The sequence below is a fragment of the Segatella baroniae DSM 16972 = JCM 13447 genome, assembly GCF_000426585.1.
In the GTDB taxonomy this organism is placed as follows: domain Bacteria; phylum Bacteroidota; class Bacteroidia; order Bacteroidales; family Bacteroidaceae; genus Prevotella; species Prevotella baroniae.
Genome location: NZ_AUFQ01000001.1, coordinates 127,016 through 152,289 on the forward strand (window position 1 = coordinate 127,016; position 25,274 = coordinate 152,289).

Genomic DNA, 25,274 nt, shown 5'->3' on the forward strand with positions numbered 1-25,274 from the left:
AAATGGCAAAGAAAAAAGACGAAAAGGACGTGCTGGTAGTCCGTGACGAGAAGACGGGCGAGATCAGCGTGGTAGCCGGGCTGAATGCAGACGACACACCCAAGCGTACCCCTGCGAAAGCTGAGAACGCGCAGAGTTTCCTGCAATTCGACCGACACGGCGACGTGCTGGACAACTTCTTCAAGAACTTCTTCCGGCAGTGCAAGGAACCCAGCCGCTTCGGTTTCTACCGCATCGCGGCAGACCAAGTGGATTCCATGCTTGGCGTGATGAAAGACCTGCTTCAGCATCCGTACCAGAACAAACAAATCCTTGCACCGCACAAAATCGACACCTTCCCTTATCAACAGCAGGTGCAGGAAGAGATGGCGGCACAAAAGACAGAGAAACAAGAACCTCAAAAACAGGAAAACATGGAACAACAGAAAGAACAGCAGGAAAGCCCGCAACAGACGCAGGGCAGACAGGGCTACCAACCCATCAACGAGAGCAAAATCAACTGGCAGGAGCTGGAGGACAGATGGGGCGTGAAGCGTGACGACCTTGAAAAGTCCGGAGACCTTACGAAGATGCTCCACTACGGCAAGTCCGACTTGGTAAAGGTCAAGCCCACCTTCGGCGGCGAATCATTCGAGCTGGACGCCCGCCTCTCCTTCAAGAAGGACGGCGAGGGAAATGTCAGCCTCGTGCCGCACTTCATCCGCAAGGAGCAGAAGTTAGATGAGTACAAGGAACACAAATTCTCCGACGATGACCGGAAGAACCTGCGCGAAACGGGCAACCTCGGCAGGGTCGTGGACATTGTGGACAGGGAAACGGGCGAAATCATCCCCTCCTACATCAGCATCGACCGCAAGACGAATGAAATCACGGACATTCCGGCAAACAAGGTGCGCATCCCGGAGCGCATCGGCAAGACGGAAATCACCAAACAGGAGCAGGACATGCTCCGCGCCGGACTGCCCGTGCGCGACAAGCTCATCGAGCGCAACGACGGCAGGAAGTTCGTCACCACCCTTCAAGTGAACGTGGAGCAGCGCGGCGTGGAGTTCGTGCCGGGAACCGGAAGGTCGCCCCGTACCGCACAGACGCAGGAAGCCAAAGGTGACACCTCGAAAAGTCAGGCGCAAGGCGGGGAAAATGCCGCACAGACCAAGAAGGAGCAACGCCGCAACACGTGGATGAACGAGGACGGCAGCATCCGCCCCATCAGCAAATGGAGCGGCGTGAACTTCACCGACAAGCAGAAAGCCGACTACGTGGCGGGTAAAGCCGTGAAACTGGAGAACGTGACCGACAAGCAGGGCTTCCATGCCACGATGTATATCAAGTTCAACCCGGAGAAGGGCCGCCCGTACCGCTACGAAACGAACCCCGACAACGCCCAGCAGGTCGCCCCGTCCAACGAGAGCCGCACACAGGTGGCGGTGAACAACGAGGGCAAAACCAACGAGGCGACAAAGAACCTGAAAGAGCCTTTGCAGAAAGGTCAGACCGCCCCAAAGGACGACCGCCAGCAACAGCAGCAGGAGAAGCCGAAAAAGAAGAACAACAAAGGCATGAAAATGTAATCCCGTGTCCGCCACTGAATCCAAAATAAAATCCAAAGTATCAACAAAAAAGCAAGAAAACATGAAGACAATCATTGCAGAAAAGCCCTCCGTGGCACGTGAAATCGCCCGCATCGTGGGCGCGACAAAGAGAGAGGAAGGATATTTCGAAGGAGGCGGCTATGCCGTGACATGGGCATTCGGACACCTCGTTCAGCTTGCCATGCCCGACGGCTACGGCGTGCGCGGATTTGTCCGTGACAACCTCCCGATTATTCCCGACACATTCACGCTCGTCCCCCGTCAGGTCAGGACGGAGAAAGGTTACAAGCCCGACAGCGGCGTGGTGTCGCAGATAAAAGTCATCAAAAGACTGTTCGACACAAGCGAACAAATCATCGTGGCGACCGATGCCGGACGCGAGGGAGAGCTTATCTTCCGCTACCTCTACCACTATACGGGTTGCACCACTCCTTTCGTGCGTCTGTGGATCAGCTCGCTCACCGACAAGGCTATCCGTGAGGGACTGCGCAACCTCGAAGACGGCAGCAGGTACGACAACCTATACCTCGCCGCCAAAGCGCGGAGCGAATCCGACTGGCTCGTGGGCATCAACGGCACTCAGGCGTTATCCATAGCCGCCGGACATGGCACGTATTCGGTGGGGCGTGTGCAGACACCCACGCTGGCGATGGTGTGTGAACGCTATTGGGAGAACCGCCGTTTTACGTCCGAAGCATTCTGGCAGCTCCATATCGCAACAGACGGTTGCGACGGCGAGGTCGTGAAACTCTCATCCTCCGAGAAATGGAAGTCGAAAGAACCGGCAACGGAGCTATATAATAAGGTAAAGGCGGCAGGCAGCGCAACGGTAACGAAAGCAGAGCGTAAGGAGAAGACGGAGGAAACTCCCTTGCTGTACGACCTGACCACGCTCCAAAAAGAAGCCAACGCCAAGCACGGCTTCACGGCGGAACAGACGCTTGAAATCGCGCAGAAGCTCTACGAGAAGAAGTTGATAACCTATCCGAGAACGGGAAGCCGCTACATCCCCGAAGACGTGTTCGCTGAAATCCCCAAGCTACTCGCCTTTATCGGCACGCAGCCCGAATGGAAAGACAAGGTGCGGGCAAAAGCCATCCCGACACGCCGTAGCGTGGATGACGGCAAGGTAACAGACCACCATGCCCTGCTCGTCACGGGAGAGAAACCGCTCTTCCTCTCCAAAGAGGACAGCACCATTTATCAGATGATTGCCGGACGAATGATAGAGGCATTCTCCGAAAAATGCGTCAAGGACGTGACTGCTGTCACGGCAGAATGTGCCGGAGTGGAGTTCACCGTGAAAGGCAGTGTCGTGAAGCAAGCCGGATGGCGTGCCGTCTATGGCGAGGAAAAGGAGGAAACTACCATCCCCGGCTGGCAGGATGGCGACACGCTCACGCTGAAAGCCACCTCCATCACCGAAGGAAAGACCAAACCCAAGCCGCTGCATACCGAAGCCACCCTGCTCTCGGCAATGGAAACAGCGGGCAAGGAAATTGAGGACGACGCGCTGCGGCAGGCGATGAAGGACTGCGGCATCGGCACTCCCGCCACACGAGCGTCCATCATCGAAACGCTTTTCAAGCGCGGTTACATGGAACGCTGCAAGAAGTCGCTTGTTCCCACCGAAAAGGGACTCGCCCTCAATTCCGTGGTGAAGACGATGCGCATCGCCGATGTAGCCATGACGGGCGAATGGGAAAAGGAACTGGCACGTATCGAGCGCGGGGAACTGCCCGCCGACACTTTCCGCAAGGAGATAGAGGCGTACACACGGGAAATCACCTCCGAACTGCTCTCGTGCGACAAGCTCTTCGGCAGCCGTGATTCCGGCTGCGCGTGTCCCAAGTGCGGCACGGGCAGGATGCGGTTCTACGGCAAGGTGGTACGTTGCGACAACACGGAGTGCGGACTGCCCGTGTTCCGGCAGAAAGCGGGACGCACCCTGTCCGACGACGAAATCAAAGACCTGCTCACCGACGGGCACACCAAGCCGCTCAAAGGCTTCAAGAGCAAGCAGGGCAAGAACTTCGATGCCATAGTCGCCTTTGACGGGGAATATAACACGACGTTCGTGTTCCCGGAAAAGAAATGCAAGTCTTCCTATCCGAAAAAAAGGAAATAATCACTAACTTTTGATAAGTTAGGCTGCATCTCAACAATAGAAACAAACAAGTTTTTTTCGTATTGTCTTCGATTTGCACTAACTTTGCCACTTGTTCAGAGTAATGAATTGTTCTTCGATACCGGATTACACTCATACTTTGGATTTAGTGGTGGCACTCGGAGGGATACCGAGTGCCTTTTTCTTCCTTTTTCCAATCAATTATCCCGTTAAATATCAATCCACTAAACTCCAAAGTAATGAACAACAAGAAGAAAAACGAGGGTCAGACCGACTTTTCCTATTACGGTCTGTACCTGCTGGACTACCTCCGCACGAACAAGTTTGAACAGGCGACTGACACCGCTTTCATACGGGAACGGGCCGACCGTGCCGCCGAAACGTATGAAAAGGCGCGGCTCGAAGGCTATCCCGCCGATGGCGCGCAAGAGCAGGCGATGGACACGCTGCTGCGCGGGCTGCGCTATTCCCGGTACGCCATTCTCCGTGAAGTCGTGGAGAGCGAGTTTTTCGACGAAGTGCCGGAAGAGAAACAAGAAGCCTTTATTCTGAAACTCATGCCGCTTGTCGGCAACGTGTTCTCCGTCTATGACCTTTCGGACGACAACTTCGCCCTGTCTTCCGATTACGACCTGCTCTACACGGAGCTGACGGGGGCAACCGTCCTTTACATCGGGGAATATGGCGTTTAACCGCAAACAGAAACTGCGGGACAACATCGAGGCGATACGGACGGCATTCATCCTTGACAGGGAAAACAGGACAGCGACAACCGAAGAGCGTGCCATACTTCAAAGGTACTGCGGTTTCGGCGGTCTGAAATGTATCCTCAACCCTGCAAAGGAACTGACGGATGCCGTCCGGTGGGCGAAATCCGACCTCGAACTGTTCGCCCCGACAGTGGAGTTGCACAGGCTTATCCGTGAGAACAGCAAGGACGAAACAGAGTACAAGCGGTTTGTGGATTCGCTGAAAGCGTCCGTGCTGACCGCTTTCTACACCCCCAAAGAGATAACCGACACCATCGCGGACGTGCTGGCAGATTACAGCGTCCGCCCCGCCCGTATGCTCGAACCGTCGGCGGGGGTTGGCGTGTTCGTGGATTCCATGCTGCGGCACAACCCCAATGCGGATGTGATGGCTTTCGAGAAGGATCTGCTCACGGGTACAATCCTGAGGCATCTCTATCCCGGCAAGAAAACGCGCACCTGCGGTTTTGAGAAAATCGAAAGACCGTTCAACAATTATTTCGACTTGGCGGTGTCCAACATTCCGTTCGGAGACATAGCCGTGTTCGACCCTGAGTTTCAGCGGAGCGACTCATTCGGCAGACGCTCCGCCCAGAAAGCCATCCACAACTATTTCTTTCTCAAAGGACTGGATGCCGTGCGTGACGGCGGTATCGTGGCGTTCATCACCTCGCAAGGGGTATTGAACAGCACCAAGACCTCCGTGCGTAACGAGCTGTTCAGTAAGGCTGATCTGGTATCCGCGATACGCCTGCCCAACAACCTGTTCACGGACAACGCGGGGACAGAAGTGGGCAGTGACCTGATTGTCCTGCAAAAGAACCTCAGCAAGAAGGAAATGTCGCAGGACGAGCGGCTGATGACCGTAATACAGACGGACACGAAAACCGACCTGACCGACAACGCCTATTTCATCCACCACCCGGAACGCATCGTGCATACGACGGCGAAACTTGACACCGACCCATACGGGAAGCCCGCTATGGTCTATCTGCACGAGGGCAAGGCAGCAGGCATCGCCGGGGATTTGCACCGTATGCTCGACGAGGATTTCCATTACAGGCTCGCCATGCGTCTGTATTCGGGTTCAATCCGGCAGTCGGGAACGGAAGAAAAAGTTACCGTTCAAAAGGAGGTGGAGCGTACTGCCATAAAGATGGAAACAACATCTTCGATGCAGGCGGTGGAAACTCCGACGGAGAAACCGCAACCCACAGAGGAAAAGCCGGAGATAGAGCCACGTCCGAAATATTCTGACGGTGTGCAGCTATCCTTGCTCGATCTCTGGGGGATGACGGAAGAAGTCAGCCAACAACCGAAAACCGCCAAAAAGAAAAAGGAGGCGAAAAAGGAAAGCTCGGCAAGGCGCGTTCTACCCAAGCCACAGGTGCATGTCACACAAAATGTTACGGCTGTGCCGACGGCTACCACCCCTAAGACTGTAACAGAGAACAAGGAGGCTAAAACGGAGAACACCGCCAAGCCTGCCGACCCGGACGACATCTATGCCACGTTGGACTGGGATACCAATCCTCCCATCAACGGCTTCTACGAGATGATGATGGATTTGACGCCGGAACGCAGGAAGGAACTTCGGGAACTGGCAAGGCAGCATAACGAGAAACAAGCGGCGGCGGAAAAGATGGAAGTGAAAGCCGTGCCGGACACTCCCCGTGAGCAACCACGGCAGGAGGAAACACAGCCGGAAGCAGTCACCGCACCTGCCGTTACAGATACCCCACCGGAAGCGGTGGCGACCTCCCTTTTCCCCGACATCGAAGCGGAGAAGCCGAAGGAAGAAGTCGTGGACCTTTCGCCGCGTGCCTACCACCGCACGCCGGAGATGCACCTGCGCGAAGGGTCGCTGGTGGCTGACAGGGGGCGTCATAACATCGGCTACCTGAAGGACATCACGCCATACGGGGCGACATTCCAGCCGCTCGACCTGAAAGGCTACCAGAAGGAGAAGGCGTTACAGTATGTTTTACTCCGTGACGCCTACGAGCGGCTGTACCGCTATGAATCGAACCTGCATGAAGCAAATGTCCCGTGGCGAGAGCATCTAAACACCTGTTACGATGAGTTTGTCATGCGCTACGGCAACCTCAACGCCAAGCAGAACGTGAAGTTAGTGATGATGGACGCGGGCGGGCGTGACATCCTTTCGCTGGAACGGGCGGAGAACGGGAAGTTTGTCAAGGCGGACATCTTCGAGCGTCCCGTTTCCTTCTCCGTGGAGAGCCATGCCAACGTCGGCTCACCCGAAGAAGCACTGTCCGCGTCGCTCAACAAGTTCGGCACTGTCGATCTCGACTATATGCGGGAGATAACCGACAGTACGGCGGAGGATTTGCTCACAGCCCTGCAAGGGCGCATCTATTACAATCCGCTCGTAACCGGTTACGAGATTAAGGACCGCTTTATTGCCGGAAACGTGATAGAGAAAGCGGAACGCATAGAGGCTTGGATGGGCGAAAACCCCGAAAGTGAACGTATGCCGGAGGTGAAGCAGGCGTTGGAGGCTCTGAAAGATGCCGAACCGCCGCGCATCGCTTTTGAAGACCTTGATTTCAATTTCGGGGAACGCTGGATTCCGACGGGTGTCTATGCCGCCTACATGAGCCGGCTGTTCGACACGGAGGTGAAAATCGCCTACTCTGCAAGCATGGACGAGTTTTCGGTGGCGTGCGGCTACCGCACCATGAAAATCACGGACGAGTTTCTGGTGAAGGGGTATTACCGTAACTATGACGGCATGCACCTTCTGAAACACGCCCTGCACAACACCTGTCCCGACATGATGAAGTCCATCGGCAGGGACGAGCATGGCAACGACATCAAGGTGCGCGACAGCGAGGGAATACAGCTCGCCAACGCCAAGATTGACGAGATACGAAACGGCTTCTCCGAATGGCTCGAAGAGCAGTCGCCACAGTTCAAGGAGCGGCTGACGACGATGTATAACCGCAAGTTCAACTGTTTCGTGCGCCCGAAGTATGACGGCTCGCATCAGACTTTTCCCGACCTCAATCTGAAAGGGCTGGCAAGCCGGGGCATCAGGAGCGTCTATCCCTCGCAGATGGATTGCGTCTGGATGCTGAAACAGAACGGCGGCGGAATTTGTGACCACGAGGTTGGAACCGGCAAGACGCTGATAATGTGCATCGCCGCGCATGAAATGAAGCGTCTGAACTTGGCGCACAAGCCGATGATTATCGGGCTGAAAGCCAATGTTGCGGAGATTGCCGCCACCTATCAAGCGGCATATCCCAACGCGAGGATTCTGTACGCTTCGGAGAAAGACTTTTCGACCGCCAACCGCGTGCGTTTCTTCAACAACATCAAGAACAACGACTACGATTGTGTCATTATGTCGCACGACCAGTTCGGCAAGATACCGCAGTCGCCGGAGTTGCAGCAGCGCATCCTGCAAGCGGAGCTTGACACGGTGGAGGAAAACCTCGAAGTGCTGCGCCAGCAGGGAAAGAACGTATCGCGGGCGATGCTGAAAGGTCTGGAGAAGCGCAAGCATAACCTTGAAGCGAAATTGGAGAAGGTGGAACACGCCATAAAGTCACGCACGGACGACGTGGTGGACTTCAAGCAGATGGGCATCGACCACATTTTCATTGATGAATCGCACCAGTTCAAGAATCTGACTTTCAACACGCGCCACGACCGTGTGGCGGGATTGGGGAACAGCGAGGGAAGCCAGAAGGCACTGAACATGCTCTTTGCTATCCGCACCATACAGGAGCGCACGGGCAAGGACTTGGGGGCGACCTTCCTCTCCGGCACGACTATCAGCAACTCGCTGACTGAGCTGTACCTGCTGTTCAAGTACCTGCGCCCGAAGGAGCTGGAACGGCAGGACATTCGATGTTTTGATGCGTGGTCGGCGATATTTGCCAAGAAGACAACGGATTTTGAGTTCAACGTGACGAACAACGTGGTGCAGAAGGAGCGTTTCCGCTACTTCATCAAAGTGCCGGAGCTTGCCGCCTTCTATAATGAAATCACGGACTACCGCACGGCGGAGGATGTGGGCGTGGACCGTCCCAACAAAAACGAGATACTGCACCACATACCGCCCACGCCGGAGCAGGAGGACTTCATACAGAAGCTGATGCAATTCGCCAAGACGGGCGACGCCACCCTGTTGGGCAGACTGCCGCTTTCGGAAACGGAGGAAAAGGCGAAGATGCTTATCGCCACGGACTATGCCCGGAAGATGGCACTCGACATGCGCATGATAGACCCGCATTACGAAGACCACCCCGACAACAAGGCGAGCCACTGTGCCAAAATAATCGCGGAGTATTATCAAAAATACGACGCGCAGAAAGGCACGCAGTTCGTTTTCTCTGACTTGGGGACTTACCAGCCGGGCGATGGGTGGAACGTCTATTCGGAAATCAAGCGCAAACTGACGGAGGACTACGGCATACCGCCAAGCGAGGTGCGCTTCATTCAGGAGTGCAAGACCGACAAGGCTCGGAAGGCGGTGATAGATGCCATGAACGCCGGGACGGTGCGTGTGCTGTTCGGCTCCACCTCCATGCTCGGAACGGGTGTGAACGCACAGAAACGGTGTGTGGCAATTCATCATCTTGATACGCCGTGGCGACCGTCCGACCTGCAACAGCGTGACGGACGGGGAGTTAGAGCAGGCAACGAGATAGCCAAGCATTTCGCCGGGAACAACGTGGACGTAATAATCTACGCGGTGGAAAAATCACTGGACAGTTACAAGTTCAACCTCCTGCACTGCAAGCAGACTTTCATCAGCCAGCTTAAAAGCGGTGCTATGGAAGCGCGTACCATCGACGAGGGGGCAATGGACGAGAAATCGGGCATGAACTTCTCGGAATATATGGCGTTGCTATCCGGCAACACCGACCTGCTGGACAAGGCGAAACTGGAAAAACGTATCGCCTCGCTCGAAGGGGAACGCAAGTCGTTCAACAAGGGCAAGCGTGATTCGGAGTTCAAGCTGGAATCGAAGACCCGCGAGCTGGGCAACAACACAGCTTTCATAGATGCCATGACGGAGGACTGGAACCGCTTCCTCTCTGTGGTGCAGACCGACAAGGAGGGCAATCACCTTAATATAATAAAGGTGGACGGAGTGGATTCCGCCGATGAGAAAGTCATCGGAAAGCGTTTGCAGGAGATAGCCAAGAATGCCACGACCGGAGGGTTGTACACGCAGGTTGGAGAGTTTTACGGTTTCCCGATAAAGGTGGTCAGCGAAAGGATACTCAAAGAGGGATTGGAGTTTACCGACAACCGCTTCGTGGTCGAGGGGAACTACAAGTACACCTACAACAACGGGCATCTGGCGCTGGCTGACCCGTTGGCCGCCGCCCGCAACTTCCTCAACGCGATTGAGAGAATCCCCTCCATCATCGACCAGTATAAAGCGAAGAATGAGGTCTTGGAACGTGAGATACCGCAGTTGCAGGAGATAGCAGGCAAGGTGTGGAAGAAGGAGGAAGAACTGAAACAGTTGAAGTCCGAACTTGCCGCCCTTGACCGCAAGATACAGCTGGAACTTGCGCCGCCTACACCCGAAATCACCGAAAAGGAGCATGAAGGGCAACAGGTCAAACCGGAAGCGAAAGGTGTGCGAAACGGTATCAGGCAATATCCCGAAGATACATCACCGCAAATACGCAATCCATCGGAAAGTATTATCGCCAATCACACCATAACTGGGCATCCGGGGCTGTATGCCAAGGAGGAAACCCGGTCCAAAGGATTGAAAATATAACCTTAGGAATTTTATCTGAAGTATTAATAAGGGCTATCCCAAAAGGTCTAAAAGTAAATTTTATCCTTTCTGCAAGTATCTGTAGGATGGCAACTGCATTTTTTTTCTTTTTGGGCAGCCCTTATTAAAATTTATTCTTATTTTAGGTTATATACATTCATGTCCATTTATGTAAAAAATCCTGCTGACCTTGTTTATGTCTTGTCAGTCACCATTTGCAAAACCATATTTGACCCTCAAAGAGGCTGAATTTGATAAGCAACTTGCTACATACTCATAATAAGGAGCTAAATAGAACACGAATGGGAAATACTCAAATGCCAAACTAAAGAAGATATTGGCCAAAATAAACGTTATACCGAGAGAGAAACTTGATTTTTTTCAACTTCCTAAAACGTTGTTGTTCAAACATTTCTACTTATTTGTACTTACCAGTTGAACCTACGCTTCCCTAATAAAATGTCTATGGTAAAAAGTTAAAAAATCCTCCCACTTTTGTTAGATATATTTTTTTGTGTAATTTTGTAATCGTTATGCGGCAGTAATAATATACATATTAATACGAGTTAGTAATCCTGTAGTTCTCACATGCTACGAGGAGGTATTAAAAGGTGCGTTTCGACAATGCATCTATTGTAGTATATTATTGCTTAATCCAAATGAATATTATAAATTTAGGAATTCTTGCTCACATTGATGCAGGAAAAACTTCCGTAACCGAGAATCTGCTGTTTGCCAGTGGAGCAACGGAAAAGTGCGGCCGTGTGGATAATGGTGACACCATAACAGACTCTATGGATATAGAGAAACGTAGAGGAATTACTGTTCGGGCTTCTACGACATCTATTATCTGGAATGGAGTGAAATGCAATATCATTGACACTCCGGGACACATGGATTTTATTGCGGAAGTGGAGCGGACATTCAAAATGCTTGATGGAGCAGTCCTCATCTTATCCGCAAAGGAAGGCATACAAGCGCAAACAAAGTTGCTGTTCAATACTTTACAAAAACTGCAAATCCCGACAATTATATTTATCAATAAAATTGACCGTGACGGTGTGAATTTAGAGCGTTTGTATCTGGATATAAAAACAAATCTGTCTCAAGATGTCCTGTTTATGCAAACTGTTGTCGATGGATTGGTTTATCCGATTTGCTCCCAAACATATATAAAGGAAGAATACAAAGAATTTGTATGCAACCATGACGACAATATATTAGAACGATATTTGGCGGATAGCGAAATTTCACCGGCTGATTATTGGAATACGATAATCGATCTTGTGGCAAAAGCCAAAGTCTATCCGGTACTACATGGATCAGCAATGTTCAATATCGGTATCAATGAGTTGTTGGACGCCATCTCTTCTTTTATACTTCCTCCAGAATCAGTCTCAAACAGACTTTCAGCTTATCTCTATAAGATAGAGCATGACCCCAAAGGACATAAAAGAAGTTTTCTAAAAATAATTGACGGAAGTCTGAGACTTCGAGACATTGTAAGAATCAACGATTCGGAAAAATTCATCAAGATTAAAAATCTAAAGACTATTTATCAGGGCAGAGAGATAAATGTTGATGAAGTGGGGGCCAATGATATCGCGATTGTAGAAGATATGGAAGATTTTCGAATCGGAGATTATTTAGGTACTAAACCTTGTTTGATTCAAGGGTTATCTCATCAGCATCCCGCTCTCAAATCCTCCGTCCGGCCAGACAGGTCCGAAGAGAGAAGCAAGGTGATATCCGCTCTGAATACATTGTGGATTGAAGACCCGTCTTTGTCCTTTTCCATAAACTCATATAGTGATGAATTGGAAATCTCGTTATATGGTTTGACACAAAAGGAAATCATACAGACATTGCTGGAAGAACGATTTTCCGTAAAGGTCCATTTTGATGAGATCAAGACTATCTACAAAGAACGACCTGTAAAAAAGGTCAATAAGATTATTCAGATCGAAGTGCCACCCAACCCTTACTGGGCCACAATAGGGCTGACGCTTGAACCCTTGCCGTTAGGGACAGGGTTGCAAATCGAAAGTGACATCTCCTATGGTTATCTGAACCATTCTTTTCAAAATGCCGTTTTTGAAGGGATTCGTATGTCTTGCCAATCTGGTTTACATGGATGGGAAGTGACTGATCTGAAAGTAACTTTTACTCAAGCCGAGTATTATAGCCCGGTAAGTACACCTGCTGATTTCAGACAGCTGACCCCTTATGTCTTCAGGCTGGCCTTGCAACAGTCAGGTGTGGACATTCTCGAACCGATGCTCTATTTTGAGTTGCAGATACCCCAAGCGGCAAGTTCCAAAGCTATTACAGATTTGCAAAAAATGATGTCTGAGATTGAAGACATCAGTTGCAATAATGAGTGGTGTCATATTAAAGGGAAAGTTCCATTAAATACAAGTAAAGACTACGCCTCAGAAGTAAGTTCATACACTAAGGGCTTAGGCGTTTTTATGGTCAAGCCATGCGGGTATCAAATAACAAAAGGCGATTATTCTGATAATATCCGCATGAACGAAAAAGATAAACTTTTATTCATGTTCCAAAAATCAATGTCATCAAAATAATGGAGCGGTCAGGAAATTTCTATAAGGCAATACAGTTGGGATATATACTTATCTCCATTCTTATCGGATGTATGGCATATAATAGCCTCTATGAATGGCAGGAGATAGAAGCATTAGAACTTGGCAATAAAAAAATAGACGAGCTCCGAAAAGAAATAAACAATATCAATATTCAAATGATAAAATTTTCTCTATTGGGTGAAACAATACTGGAATGGAACGATAAAGATATCGAGCATTACCATGCACGGCGTATGGCAATGGACAGTATGCTCTGCCGTTTCAAGGCCACCTATCCAGCAGAGCGCATCGATAGTGTGCGCAGTCTTTTAGAGGATAAGGAACGACAGATGTTCCAGATAGTCCGGTTAATGGATGAACAACAATCTATTAACAAGAAGATAGCCAATCAAATTCCGGTTATTGTGCAGAAAAGTGTGCAGGAACAGTCCAAAAAGCCAAAACGAAAAGGTTTCTTGGGCATCTTTGGCAAAAAAGAGGGAACGAAGCCAACGACAACAACGACTACGCTCCGTTCATCCAATAGAAACATGGTCAACGAACAGAAAGCGCAGAGCCGTCGATTGTCAGAACAAGCCGATAGTCTTGCTGCCCGTAATGCAGAACTTAACAGACAACTGCAAGGATTGATTTGCCAAATCGAAAAGAAGGTACAATCTGATTTACAAAATAGAGAAAGCGAGATAACAGCGATGCGTAAAAAATCATTTATGCAGATAGGCGGCTTGATGGGATTTGTTCTTTTGCTGTTGGTCATTTCCTATATCATCATACACCGTGATGCAAAGAACATTAAACGATACAAACGCAAGACAACGGATTTGATCGAGCAATTGGAACAGTCCGTGCAACAAAATGAGGTACTCATAACCTCCCGAAAGAAAGCGGTACATACTATTACCCATGAGTTGCGTACACCACTGACGGCAATAACTGGCTATACCGAACTTTTGCGGAAAGAATGCAATAGCGGTAATAATGGGCAATATATCCGAAATATACTGCAATCCTCCGACCGTATGCGGGATATGCTCAACACTTTGCTTGACTTCTTCCGCCTGGACAACGGCAAGGAACAGCCCCGTCTGTCACCCTGCCGGATTTCTGCAATCACGCACACACTTGAAACGGAGTTCATTCCTGTTGCAGTGAACAAAGGGTTGTCCTTGTCCGTGAAGACTGGACACGATGCCATTGTATTGACCGACAAAGAGCGAATAATACAAATCGGGAATAACCTGCTGTCAAACGCAGTCAAGTTCACAGAAGAAGGCGGTGTTTCTTTGATTACTGAATATGATAATGGAGTTCTGACACTGGTCGTTGAAGATACAGGTACAGGCATGACAGAAGAGGAACAGAAACAAGCGTTCGGTGCGTTTGAACGTCTATCAAATGCCGCCGCAAAGGAGGGTTTCGGGCTTGGGCTTGCCATAATGCGTAATATTGTGTCGATGCTTGGCGGAACAATCCGTTTGGACAGCAAGAAAGGGAAAGGCAGTCGTTTCACAGTTGAAATTTCTATGCAGGAAGCTGAAGAACAGCTTGGATATACAAGCAATACACCTGTTTATCATAACAATAAATTCCATGATGTTGTCGCCATTGACAATGATGAGGTATTACTTCTGATGCTGAAAGAGATGTACTCCCAAGAAGGAATACACTGCGACACTTGCACCGATGCTGCGGAACTGATGGAAATGATACGCCAGAAAGAATACAGCCTGTTGCTGACAGACTTGAATATGCCCGGTATAAACGGTTTCGAATTACTGGAACTGTTGCGTTCGTCCAACGTGGGCAATTCACCAACAATCCCGGTGGTTGTGGCAACCGCTTCGGGCAGTTGTAACAAAGGGGAACTATTGGCAAAAGGCTTTGCCGGATGCCTGTTCAAGCCGTTCTCCATATCGGAGTTGATGGAGGTTTCCGACAGGTGTGCCATAAAAGAAACACCGGACGGGAAACCGGATTTTTCAGCTTTGCTGTCTTACGGCAATGAAGCCGTTATGCTGGAAAAGTTGATGACGGAAACTGAAAAAGAGATGCAGACAATACGGGAAGCGGCAACAGAAAAAGACCTGCAAAAGCTGGATTCCCTGACACACCACCTGCGCAGCTCGTGGGAGGTGCTACGTGCCGACCAACCGCTAAATGTACTTTACAGATTGCTTCATGGCGATGTACTCCCGGATGGTGAAGCGTTAAGCCATGCCGTGACTGCCGTGCTGGATAAGGGAGCGGAAATAATCCGGTTGGCAGAAGAGGAAAGGAGAAAATACGAAGATGGATAAGACAACAATAATTGTGGTAGAAGACAATATCGTGTACTGCGAGTTTGTCTGCAACATGCTGGCGCGGGAGGGCTACCGCACCGTGAAGGCTTACCACCTCTCAACCGCGAAGAAACATCTACAACAGGCGACAGATAATGACATCGTGGTTGCCGACCTGCGCCTGCCTGACGGTAACGGCATTGACCTTTTGCGCTGGATGCGAAAGGAGGGAAAGATGCAGCCCTTCATCATTATGACCGACTACGCCGAAGTTAATACCGCCGTGGAAAGCATGAAACTCGGCTCGATAGACTATATTCCCAAACAGCTTGTGGAGGATAAACTTGTCCCCCTGATCCGTTCCATACTGAAAGAACGTCAGGCAGGACAACGCCGTATGCCTGTGTTCGCCCGTGACGGTTCCGCATTTCAGAAAATCATGCACCGTATAAGGCTGGTAGCCGCTACCGATATGAGCGTGATGATATTCGGAGAGAACGGCACGGGTAAGGAACATATTGCCCACCACCTGCACGACAAGAGCAAGCGGGCAGTCAAGCCATTCGTGGCGGTGGACTGCGGTTCACTCACCAAAGAGCTTGCGCCCTCGGCCTTCTTCGGACACGTCAAGGGAGCGTTTACAGGAGCAGATTGTGCCAAGAAAGGATATTTCCATGAGGCGGAAGGCGGCACGCTGTTTCTGGACGAGGTAGGAAACCTCGCGTTGGAAACCCAACAGATGTTGCTCCGCGCCATACAGGAGAGGCGGTATCGCCCGGTCGGAGACAAGGCAGACAGGAGTTTCAATGTCCGCATCATCGCCGCCACCAACGAGGATCTGGAAGCGGCAGTGAGTGAAAAGCGTTTTCGGCAGGATCTTCTGTACCGCCTGCACGACTTCGGGATAACCGTTCCTCCGTTGCGTGACTGTCAGGAAGACATCATGCCGCTGGCAGAGTTCTTCCGTGATATGGCAAACAGAGAGCTGGAGTGTAGCGTGAGCGGGTTCAGTTCCGAAGCACGTAAAGCGTTGCTGACACACGCATGGCCGGGCAACGTGCGGGAACTTCGGCAGAAAGTTATGGGTGCTGTATTGCAGGCGCAGGAAGGTGTTGTCATGAAAGAGCATCTGGAACTTGCCGTGACGAAACCGACCTCTACTGTCAACTTCGCCCTGCGCAATGACGCGGAGGATAAGGAGCGGATATTGCGTGCGTTGAAACAGGCAAACGGCAACCGGAGTGTCGCCGCCGAACTGCTCGGAATAGGCAGGACAACACTATACAGCAAACTTGAAGAGTATGGACTTAAATATAAATTCAAGCAATCATAGCCTGTAATTCACTGAATTTGGCTATCTTTGCATAACATTTGAGAAAAACGGCGATTGGCAGGAGCTTTTCGCCGCCAACATATAGGATAAGACCGCAAGGCGTTTCAAGCGAAAATCTGGTAAATTGGAACTACGGAGACGATTGCGTGATGCTTATGCTATGCTTACGCATAGCGTGCATTCACGTACTCTCCGTAAAGGCTTTACCAGAGCCATCGCTTGAAGGTAGTGTGAATTGCACGCTACTTTTTTGCCCTTGCCTAATGAAAGGTAACGATTATGGGTAAAGTTCAGATTCTCGCCGTACTGACGATGGACGGATGTCTTTCTTCAGAGTTATATTATAAAGCACATCAGGATTTGTGCCTTGACCGTTGCGGTCTTGATGAAATCAGGAAGAACGCCCTTTACCGCGTGACACCAGACTATTCCATTTCAATGCTGCACGAATGGAGAAAAGACGGCACAAACATCCGTTACCTCGCGGAAGCCACACCGGACACGGCAGACTATATAAACGGACTACTGCGTATGCACGCTGTGGATGAAATCATACTATACACCGTTCCTTTCATATCCGGAAGCGGACGACATTTTTTTAAGTCGGCTCTGCCAGAGCAACACTGGACGCTTTCCTCTTTGAAAAGTTTTCCCAACGGTGTATGCCGCATTATCTACATCCTTGATAAAAAAGCAAGATAGCCAAAATGTGCGGCAAGCATACATTTTTATTTTCAAGAATAGAATAAATGTTCTGATTACAAACAATTTAAGTCGGAGATAATTTGTCCCTGTGAAAAAATATTGAATTTTATACCACTGAAATACAACACTTTGTAAAATTGAGCGTTGGATTTTTTGTTTTCTGCCGCGTTTTTTGCCAATTATATTCATGTGCGCATACCGAAAACAGAGTGTAAAATTTCAAAATTGACAGGACATGAATTATTTTTTATTGGCGGAAACCGAGTTCTTCCGCCGGATAAACGAAGCCGGAGACTGCAATATGGAAAAAGCATACACGGCTTTCGCCACCCAAGTAATAGAACTGTGCAACGGCGGCATGGACATGAACCTTACCGTCATCGCGCTTGCCTACATCGAAATCGAGTTGCAGCACCATCCGGTGCGTAATCTGTCAGAAGAAAGAAGAGAGATTGCCGCCTACGTCAGCAAGGCTCTGTCTTTCGTAAGAAAGATGCAGAAATTCCTTGCCACGCCCCAAGTGCCACCACTAATATCCGCCAACAACGCAACAGAAACCACCGCCAGCCTTCTTTGGACGGGCAACGCCATCGACCTCGTGGAACTTATCTACGGCATAGACGAGATGGGCTGTATCAACAACGGCAATATGCCGCTAAAACAGCTCGCCCCGATTCTCTACAAGATATTCGGTATTGAGTCGAAGGATTGCTACCGCTTCTATACCGACATCAAACGTCGGAAAAACGAAAGCCGTACCTATTTCCTCGACAAGATGCAGGAGAAACTGAACGAGAGAATGCTGCGCGATGAAGAGCTGGAACGTATGAGAAGATAAAATCAGGTATAAGCGGGAGAATGGTATCATGCTGTTCTCCCGTTTGAGTAAAATCTATACGAAAAAGGGCGTTTTCGGCGCGCTATTGCCCCGAATTTCAGCGAAAAACGCTATCTTTGTACAATTGTTACGAATTGAATATGAACATAGACAACCTCGATATAGTAAAACAACTGATAGCCGAAAAGGAAAACGGGCAGGTGGAGTTCAAGGAAACCACCGGGCAGTTGGAGCGCGGCATGGAAACGCTCTGCGCTTTCCTTAACAGCGAAGGTGGCACGGTGTTGTTCGGTGTGACCGACAAAGGAAAGATCATCGGGCAGGAAGTGAGCGACAAGACGAAGCGTGATATTGCGGAAGCCATCCGGCGTTTTGAACCATTTGCCACACTCGAAGTTTCGTATATCAGTATCCAAAATACAGACAAGAGTGTGATAGCCTTGTCTGCGGACAGCCAACGTTATATGCGTCCGTTCTCCTATAAGGGACGGGCTTATCTTCGATTGGAGAGCGTGACATCCTCCATGCCGCAAGACGTATATAACCAACTGCTTATGCAGCGAGGTGGGAAATACGCTTGGGAGGCGATGACGAATCCCGACATCAAAGTTACTGACCTTGATGAACATGCCATTATGGGAGCGGTACGTGGAGGCATCCGGTGCGGTCGCCTACCCGAAGCCACCATAAGGGAGGATTTGCCGACCATACTCGAAAAATTCAACCTGTTACATGACGGAAAACTGAATAATGCTTCCGCAGTCTTGTTCGGTCGTGATTTTTACTTCTATCCCCAGTGCCTGCTTCGGTTGGCGCGTTTCAAAGGAACTACAAAAGACGAGTTTATAGACAATCAGCGTACCACTGGCAATATCTACACACTGCTGGACACTGCAATGTCGTTCTTTTTCAAGCATCTTTCCCTTTCGGGCAAAGTTGAAGGCTTGTATCGGGAGGAAGAGCTTGAGATTCCTTACAAGGCATTGAGGGAATGCTGCACAAATGCCCTTTGCCACCGCTCATACCACCGTCCCGGCAGTTCGGTAGGAATTGCCATCTATGATGACCGTGTGGAGATTGAGAACAGTGGAACTTTTCCGCCGGATATAACAATGGAAAAGTTATTGAGCGGGCATAATTCAGAACCTCAAAACCTGATTATTGCGAATGTTCTGTATAAAAGCGAGGTTCTGGAAAGCTGGGGACGAGGCATCGGGCTTATGATAAGCGAATGCCGGCGTGTCGGCATTCCCGATCCGGAGTTTCATACAGATGGAAATAGTGTATGGGTTATTTTCCGCTATACCCGAAAAACTGTGGGGCACGACCCGACAATTACCCGACAGTTACCCCACAGTCACCCCACAGTTACCCCACAGGTGGAAAAGGTGTTGTCTGCAATCGGCACACAGACACTTTCAACCAAAGAGATTATGTGTGTGATAGGATTAAAGGACAAAAGTAATTTTTTAGAACTATATCTGTATCCAGCCATAAGGCAGAATTTGGTAGAGCCTATTTACCCGGAAAATCCGAAACATCCCCGGCAGAAATATCGTCTTACCGATAAAGGAAAAGAACTGTTGATATAATAACGGGGTATGGTGGCGAAAAAGAAGAAACAACAGGGGCATTACTGTCGGATTTGTAGCGAGTACAAAGCCAACGAGCAATTCAGCGGCAAAGGACACTCGCGGCATATCTGCAAGGAATGCCGGTCGCTTCCCGATGATGTGAAGGCGGACATGGTGCGCTGTAACGAGGTGGAACGAGCCGTTTTCAAATGCCCGATGAGCCGTCAGGACTGGGAACTGCTGGAAAAATATGCCAAGAAGTACAAGGACAAGGAATCCGGGCAGTTCGCGCAGGATATGTTGGACATGAAACGGGGCAATCAGACACCGGACGAGGATATGGAAGAGGATGATGTTTTAATAGAAGGCATCTATGAAGAGGAAACCATACCATTTGCCGAACTGGAGGATGACATCCGTTATCAGTTGGAAGAATTGTTGGCGGACAACATCAACGAGTTCATGATACACAAGAATTACATTCCCGAAGGCAAGGAACTGAAAGACATCAACGAATGGGTCATGAAAGAAACCCGTGACACCTTTTTTATAAAGGTTATTCCCGATGCCGCTTATGACAGTCTGGTGGAAGAAACGATCAACAGGCTTGTGAAGGAATGGAAAGAGGACGGATTTGAGATAAAGACCTATTCCGCATCGCTGGTCGTCATGGAAACGGAACGGCTGCTTATCCGCAGGATAACCCGTAAGGATATGGACGCACTCCTTGCCATAATGGGAAAGCCGGAAGTCATGTACGCTTGGGAACACGGCTTTACCAAAAAGGACGTGCGCAAATGGATAAACAGGCAACTCATCCGATACCGCAAGGACGGGTTCGGATATTTTGCCGTCATACTGAAAGAAAGCGGCGCATTGATAGGACAAGCCGGTCTGATGAATAGTACCCTAAACGGGAACGAGACTGTCGAGCTTGGCTATATACTCGATAACACATACTGGCATAACGGTTACGGTACGGAAGCCGCCCGCGCGTGTTTGGAATACGCCTTTGGAGAGCTGGAACTGAAAACTGTCTGTTGCAGTATCCGACCGGAAAACGTGGCATCCATCCGTGTGGTTGAAAGGCTGGGAATGACCTTGTGCGACAACCATACAATAATATACAACGAAAAAGAAATGCCGCATCAGATATATGTGGCAACCAATAGTAAATCCTATATCTTATAAGCGAAATCACTCAACAATGAAAACAAATAATATTAATTTATTTTGCGATATAGTTACTCAAAGGTCAGGAGAACATTCTTGCGCTATAAATATTTTGTTGCAACAACAATTATATGGGCAGGTAATATCTATTCTGCGTCAAGAATTAGATTCTATGGTAAGAGTTATGTTTTTGTTGTCAATTAGCGACTTAAACCTTAGAGAGCATTTTATAAACCAAACTTTGGAGGGAATAAAATGGTCTTATCCCAATACAAAGAAAGTCGTGACCGATAAACAAATGGTGGATTTAGCTGATAAATTTTATGGCTGGCCTTTTTTTGTTTATAAATTAGGATGCGCTTTTATTCATCTTTCAGCAATGGTATATTATAAAAACAGTAATCCATTTTTGCTTTTATCTGTTTCAGAAAGAAATGACATCACAAGGTTTTTACATCAATATCATAGTTTCCCGTTAGAGTTGGAATTGAATTTGGAAAATATCATCCCATATCTTGATAAAGTATTTAATAAAGTTTCAAGTAACTTAGCATGTTACATTGAAGATTTACGTCAAAATAAACTTTTGGAGGAATATTAAAATAAGGGAGGATTTTAGCTATCCTCCCTTATTTTAATAGGTTACTTCTGCTGCAACAGATGCTTCAGGTTGTCATCGCCCGCGATGCGCTCCAATTCCTCCTGAACAATCTGCTTCACCTCCTCCTTGATGCGCCGGTAATTTGCCTGCACCGTTTCCTTCATGCGGTCGTTGCCGTCTGCGTCAGTGAAATCGGTAATAACGGGGATTTTCTTGTAGGCACTTTCCTCCCGTTTTACCTTATCGGCATCCACCACAATCTCGCAGTGGAAAATCTTCTGTTCGATACGCTCGTTGAAGTTGTCGGACACCGAACCGACAAACATTCCCTGCGTCAAACCGGAAATCTTGCTGGGCGGGATAAGCGCGTCCATCTGCGTGTTAATGGAGGTGGAAACATCCTGCCGGTTGATGGAGATAGACTGCCGTTTCTGCAACACCTTACCGAATCGTTCCGATAGTGTCTTTGCCGTTTCACCTACCACCTGCCCGGAGAAAATGTTACCGACCGTATTCATCACCACTTTCGCCTCCTTATCACCGTAGTCGCGCACCAGCTGGCTGAAATCCTGAAATCCCAGACACACGGCAACCTTGTTGCTTCGGGCGGTAGCTATAAGATTGTCCAACCCTTTGAAATATATCGTCGGCAGCTCGTCTATGATGACCGACGACTTCAGCATCCCCTTCTTATTGATGAGCTTCACGATGCGGGAGTTATACAATCCGAGAGCCGCCCCGTAGATATTCTGACGGTCGGGATTGTTGCCCACGCATAGGATTTTCGGCTCTTCGGGATTGTTGATGTCCAGCGTAAACTCGCTGTCCGACATCACCCAATAGAGCTGCGGTGAAATCATCCTCGAAAGCGGAATTTTTGCCGACGCTATCTGCCCCATGAGCTGCTCCGCAGCCCCTCCGAGCCACGCATCCATGAACGGGGAAAGGTAGTTCTCCAGTTCGGGATAGGAAGTCAGTATCGGAAAAATATCCTCGTAGCGGCGGTTCAAAAATTCGATGGCATGGGGAAACGTGCAATATTTCCCGTTCTGATAGATTTTAAGATACCATATAATACTGGCGAACAAAATGATAGGTGATTCCACAAAGAAGTCACCCTGCTTTTGCACCCACGTTTTATTGAGGTTGAGCATTATTGTATAGGCACTCTCGTAGGCGTCCGTAATATCTTCCATAAAATCCGGGTGAATGGGATTGCACCGATGAGAGCGTCGCGGGTCGTCGAAGTTGATCACATAGAACTTCGGCTTCACCTTGTAGCCGTCAGGGTGGTTCAGCAGATGATTGTAGGCAATGGTGGACAAGTCGCTGAATTTGAAGTCATACACGTACATCAAGAAGCCCTTTTCAATCTGTTGCTTGATAAAATTGTTTACCACGGCGTATGACTTGCCGCTGCCCGGCGTACCCAACACGATGGACGCACGGAAGGGATTCACCACATTGATCCAACCGTTGTTCCAACGCTTTTTGTAATAGAAGCGTGTCGGCAAATTGACCGAATACTCGCTTTCGATGAGTCTTGTTTCCTGCATGAAACTCTCGTTCTCGTTGTTGAAAACATCCTCCATCAAATTGTGTTTCAACAGACGGCTCATCCACAGACCTCCCATCAACAGGCAGACATAGCCCGTACCGATGGTAAGGACATACAGCCCCATCACCGCCTCAATCGGAAGCGGCAGAGCCAGTATCCACCAGTTTAGGAAAAACAGCACGGACCCGGCGGCGAGTGCCGTCCATATTCTTCCCCAAGTGATTTTCTCTCCCTTGACCCCCTTTGTACCCAGACAGGACAGGGCAAGCAGCAGGACGGCAAACAGCTTTGTGTACAGTATGGAATGGAACAGCCCCGCCGTGCGGTCGAAGTTCAGAAGGATTCTGTCCACCACACCGATGTTCACGCCCCACAGCCGGATGACTTCGTAACAGAACCAGTACACGTTCATAACCACTAAAATAATACTCACGGCACGCAGAAAATCCATGATTTTCGCCAATGCCCTCAAATCGTCTTCTTGTTGTGACATACATTGATTTTTTAATTGTTGATACTCCGATTACAAACCCAAGCCCTTGCGCTTTTTCTTCTTTTTGCGCTTCATCGCCCGGATGAAAGCCTTTTCCTCAGCATCTACCGCCGGACCTTCGGGAGTGAGCAAGCCCATTCCGCCCGATACGTCTTCACGGTCGTATGCGGTCTGTCCGTATGCCTTGTCCGCAGCATCCATAGGGATGGATAACGGTATCGGCGGTTGTCCGGCGTATGGCAGGGTGAAGTGTTCCTGCAAGGCATTCGCCGAAAGCTCCTTGCCCATGCGAGAGCCGTTCAGTACACATCCTGTGCGGTGGTCGATAAACGTCGCTCCATAGATACGCCCTTCATCCGTGTAGCGCAGTACGGTGTCGATGCCCTTCTCTTTGAGTTGGGATACAAATTTGTCCTTGTCATAAGTGCCTTGCAGCACGGAAAGAACGGTGCGTTTCGTCATGTCGGCGAGCTTCCTGTCCTTAATCTCTGATTTGGAACGGATAAATTTTCTCTGTACGGCTTCATAACCTGCGGACTTCCCGAAAAGCGAGGACTTGAACGGGTTGCCCACCTTGTTACCCTTGTCGTCCGTGACGGAATAAACCAGCCCGTGATACTCCCGTCCGCGCACGTTGCCTCTCGCTTCCTCCACCGTCATATTATATAAGGAAAGGAGCGCACGGTATTCGCCCATCGTCTGAAAACGGTACTGCCCGTTCAGAGCCTTCACAGTGCCAGCCACCTGCTTCTTCACATCACCTGCCGATGCGTCCACCTTGCTTAGCGGCGTGTCAAGCCGGCGGTTCCTGCGCTCCGCGCCGTGCAGCCCGTATTTCTTCTCCAGCTCACGGGTGATTTGTTTGCTACGATAGTAGTTGTTCTTGTCGCTGATACATTTCCCGTTATCGTCCACCCGCACCGTCACGATGTGCAGGTGGTGGCGGTCGATGTCCTCGTGCTTGAAAACAAGATAAGGCTGGTTGCCGAAACCGAGTTTTTCCAGATACTCGCGGGCTATATCCTGCAATTCCGCATCGGTCAACACATCCTCCGGATGTGGGTTGAGCGAAATATGCACCACCGGCTTCTCCACCTTCATCTGTGGCGGCATGAAGGTGAGAAAACCCTCCATCGCCTTGTTGATGTCCACCTTTCCCGAACCGTCATTGTAGATGCGGTTGGTCGTAAGCAACCGCCCCTGCGCCTCGTTAATCTTCTCCCCGTTATAGGCAATCGCGCCGTACAACGAGTTTCCTACACTGATTTTTGCGACCATTTCGCCTCCATTTCCCTTGAAAGTTCCACAATCCGGCGGCTCAGTTTCACGAGTTCGACGGTGTGTTGCTCTAATTTGTAGAGCAACGCCATCGCCTTTTTCTCTGAAAAATGCAGCCTCAGTTCCTTCACGACTTGGTTGTAATTCGTACCCACGGCGCGGAACTGCGCATGAAAATCCGATAGCTTGGTGTAATAGTCCACCAGCGTCTTGTCCACCTTCAGCACCTTGAACGGCTGTCCGAAGAAGTGCGCTTTGAGGAAAACCGACCGTGCATAGACACCCGATTTTCCGAACATGGCGAGGAAACGATTGTGTTCCTCCTCGTTGAAACGGACGGTGTAACGGTACACCGCCGGATCAAGTTTGGGATTTCTCCCTGCTTTGCTTTTCCTTTTCTCTTTCATATTACTTTGGATTTAGCGGATTGACGGCATAAGCCGCCGCTTCGGATCACAGCACCGCAGTTCTGAAAGGCTTTCCGACTTCGGAGGGAAAGCCCGCCCCCTGCAAGGGCAAGGCGTTTTCCGGGATGCTCAAAATATTTTGAGCGGCTGAAAACATACCTTGCTATGTTCAGGTGAACATAAAAAT

15 protein-coding genes are annotated in these 25,274 nt (G+C 49.6%); 12 read left to right on the top strand and 3 right to left on the bottom strand.

Annotation, left to right across the window (positions count from 1 at the left end; all coding sequences use genetic code 11):
- The first annotated feature begins 2 nt into the window (after positions 1–2).
- From K334_RS0100600 to K334_RS0100655, 12 genes are all read left to right on the top strand, one after another.
- Positions 3–1,571, top strand: coding sequence for a DUF3945 domain-containing protein (locus tag K334_RS0100600; protein ID WP_002561002.1), 1,569 nt, complete (start codon positions 3–5; stop codon positions 1,569–1,571).
- A gap of 61 nt (positions 1,572–1,632) precedes the next feature.
- Positions 1,633–3,720 (top strand): type IA DNA topoisomerase, encoded by a 2,088-nt coding sequence (gene topB / locus K334_RS0100605; protein ID WP_002561001.1) that lies wholly within the window; start codon positions 1,633–1,635, stop codon positions 3,718–3,720.
- Positions 3,721–3,959: 239 nt separating this feature from the next.
- Entirely contained in the window at positions 3,960–4,412 is a 453-nt protein-coding gene (locus tag K334_RS0100610; RefSeq protein ID WP_002561000.1) for a DUF1896 domain-containing protein, read from the top strand.
- Complete coding sequence (locus tag K334_RS0100615; protein ID WP_002560999.1) at positions 4,402–10,242, top strand: helicase-like domain-containing protein; 5,841 nt, start codon at positions 4,402–4,404, stop codon at positions 10,240–10,242. Before K334_RS0100610 ends, K334_RS0100615 begins: the two co-directional genes overlap by 11 nt.
- Before the next feature lie 659 nt (positions 10,243–10,901).
- Entirely contained in the window at positions 10,902–12,827 is a 1,926-nt protein-coding gene (gene tet(Q) / locus K334_RS0100620; protein ID WP_002560998.1) for a tetracycline resistance ribosomal protection protein Tet(Q), read from the top strand.
- Positions 12,827–15,145 (top strand): hybrid sensor histidine kinase/response regulator, encoded by a 2,319-nt coding sequence (locus K334_RS0100625; RefSeq protein ID WP_002560997.1) that lies wholly within the window; start codon positions 12,827–12,829, stop codon positions 15,143–15,145. The genes tet(Q) and K334_RS0100625 overlap by 1 nt, the downstream gene beginning before the upstream one ends.
- Positions 15,138–16,460: a sigma-54-dependent transcriptional regulator gene (locus K334_RS0100630; RefSeq protein WP_002560996.1), complete on the top strand. Its 1,323-nt coding sequence runs from the start codon at positions 15,138–15,140 to the stop codon at positions 16,458–16,460. The genes K334_RS0100625 and K334_RS0100630 overlap by 8 nt, the downstream gene beginning before the upstream one ends.
- Before the next feature lie 279 nt (positions 16,461–16,739).
- On the top strand, positions 16,740–17,162 hold the full coding sequence (locus K334_RS0100635; RefSeq protein WP_002560995.1) for a dihydrofolate reductase family protein: 423 nt from the start codon (positions 16,740–16,742) through the stop codon (positions 17,160–17,162).
- Positions 17,163–17,400: 238 nt separating this feature from the next.
- A complete protein-coding gene (locus K334_RS0100640; RefSeq protein WP_002560994.1) occupies positions 17,401–18,003 on the top strand; it encodes an RteC domain-containing protein in 603 nt (200 codons plus the stop codon).
- Between the two features lie 140 nt (positions 18,004–18,143).
- The gene (locus tag K334_RS0100645) at positions 18,144–19,595 is read left to right on the top strand and encodes an ATP-binding protein (RefSeq protein WP_002560993.1); all 1,452 of its coding nucleotides are present in this window, start codon (positions 18,144–18,146) and stop codon (positions 19,593–19,595) included.
- A gap of 9 nt (positions 19,596–19,604) precedes the next feature.
- Entirely contained in the window at positions 19,605–20,768 is a 1,164-nt protein-coding gene (locus K334_RS14275) for a GNAT family N-acetyltransferase (RefSeq protein ID WP_002560992.1), read from the top strand.
- A 16-nt stretch (positions 20,769–20,784) separates the two neighbouring features.
- Positions 20,785–21,351, top strand: a complete 567-nt coding sequence (locus tag K334_RS0100655) for a hypothetical protein (RefSeq protein WP_002560991.1) — start codon at positions 20,785–20,787, stop codon at positions 21,349–21,351.
- A 41-nt stretch (positions 21,352–21,392) separates the two neighbouring features.
- Here K334_RS0100655 and mobC read toward each other — a convergent pair whose 3' ends face one another.
- The 3 genes from mobC to mobA are packed head-to-tail and all read right to left on the bottom strand — an operon-like array spanning position 21,393 to position 25,087.
- The gene (gene mobC / locus K334_RS0100660) at positions 21,393–23,402 is read right to left on the bottom strand and encodes a conjugal transfer protein MobC (protein ID WP_002560990.1); all 2,010 of its coding nucleotides are present in this window, start codon (positions 23,400–23,402) and stop codon (positions 21,393–21,395) included.
- 30 nt (positions 23,403–23,432) lie between these two features.
- A complete protein-coding gene (gene mobB / locus K334_RS0100665) occupies positions 23,433–24,680 on the bottom strand; it encodes a conjugal transfer protein MobB (RefSeq protein WP_002560989.1) in 1,248 nt (415 codons plus the stop codon).
- The gene (gene mobA / locus K334_RS0100670; RefSeq protein WP_002560988.1) at positions 24,659–25,087 is read right to left on the bottom strand and encodes a conjugal transfer protein MobA; all 429 of its coding nucleotides are present in this window, start codon (positions 25,085–25,087) and stop codon (positions 24,659–24,661) included. Before mobA ends, mobB begins: the two co-directional genes overlap by 22 nt.
- Positions 25,088–25,274 lie beyond the last annotated feature (187 nt).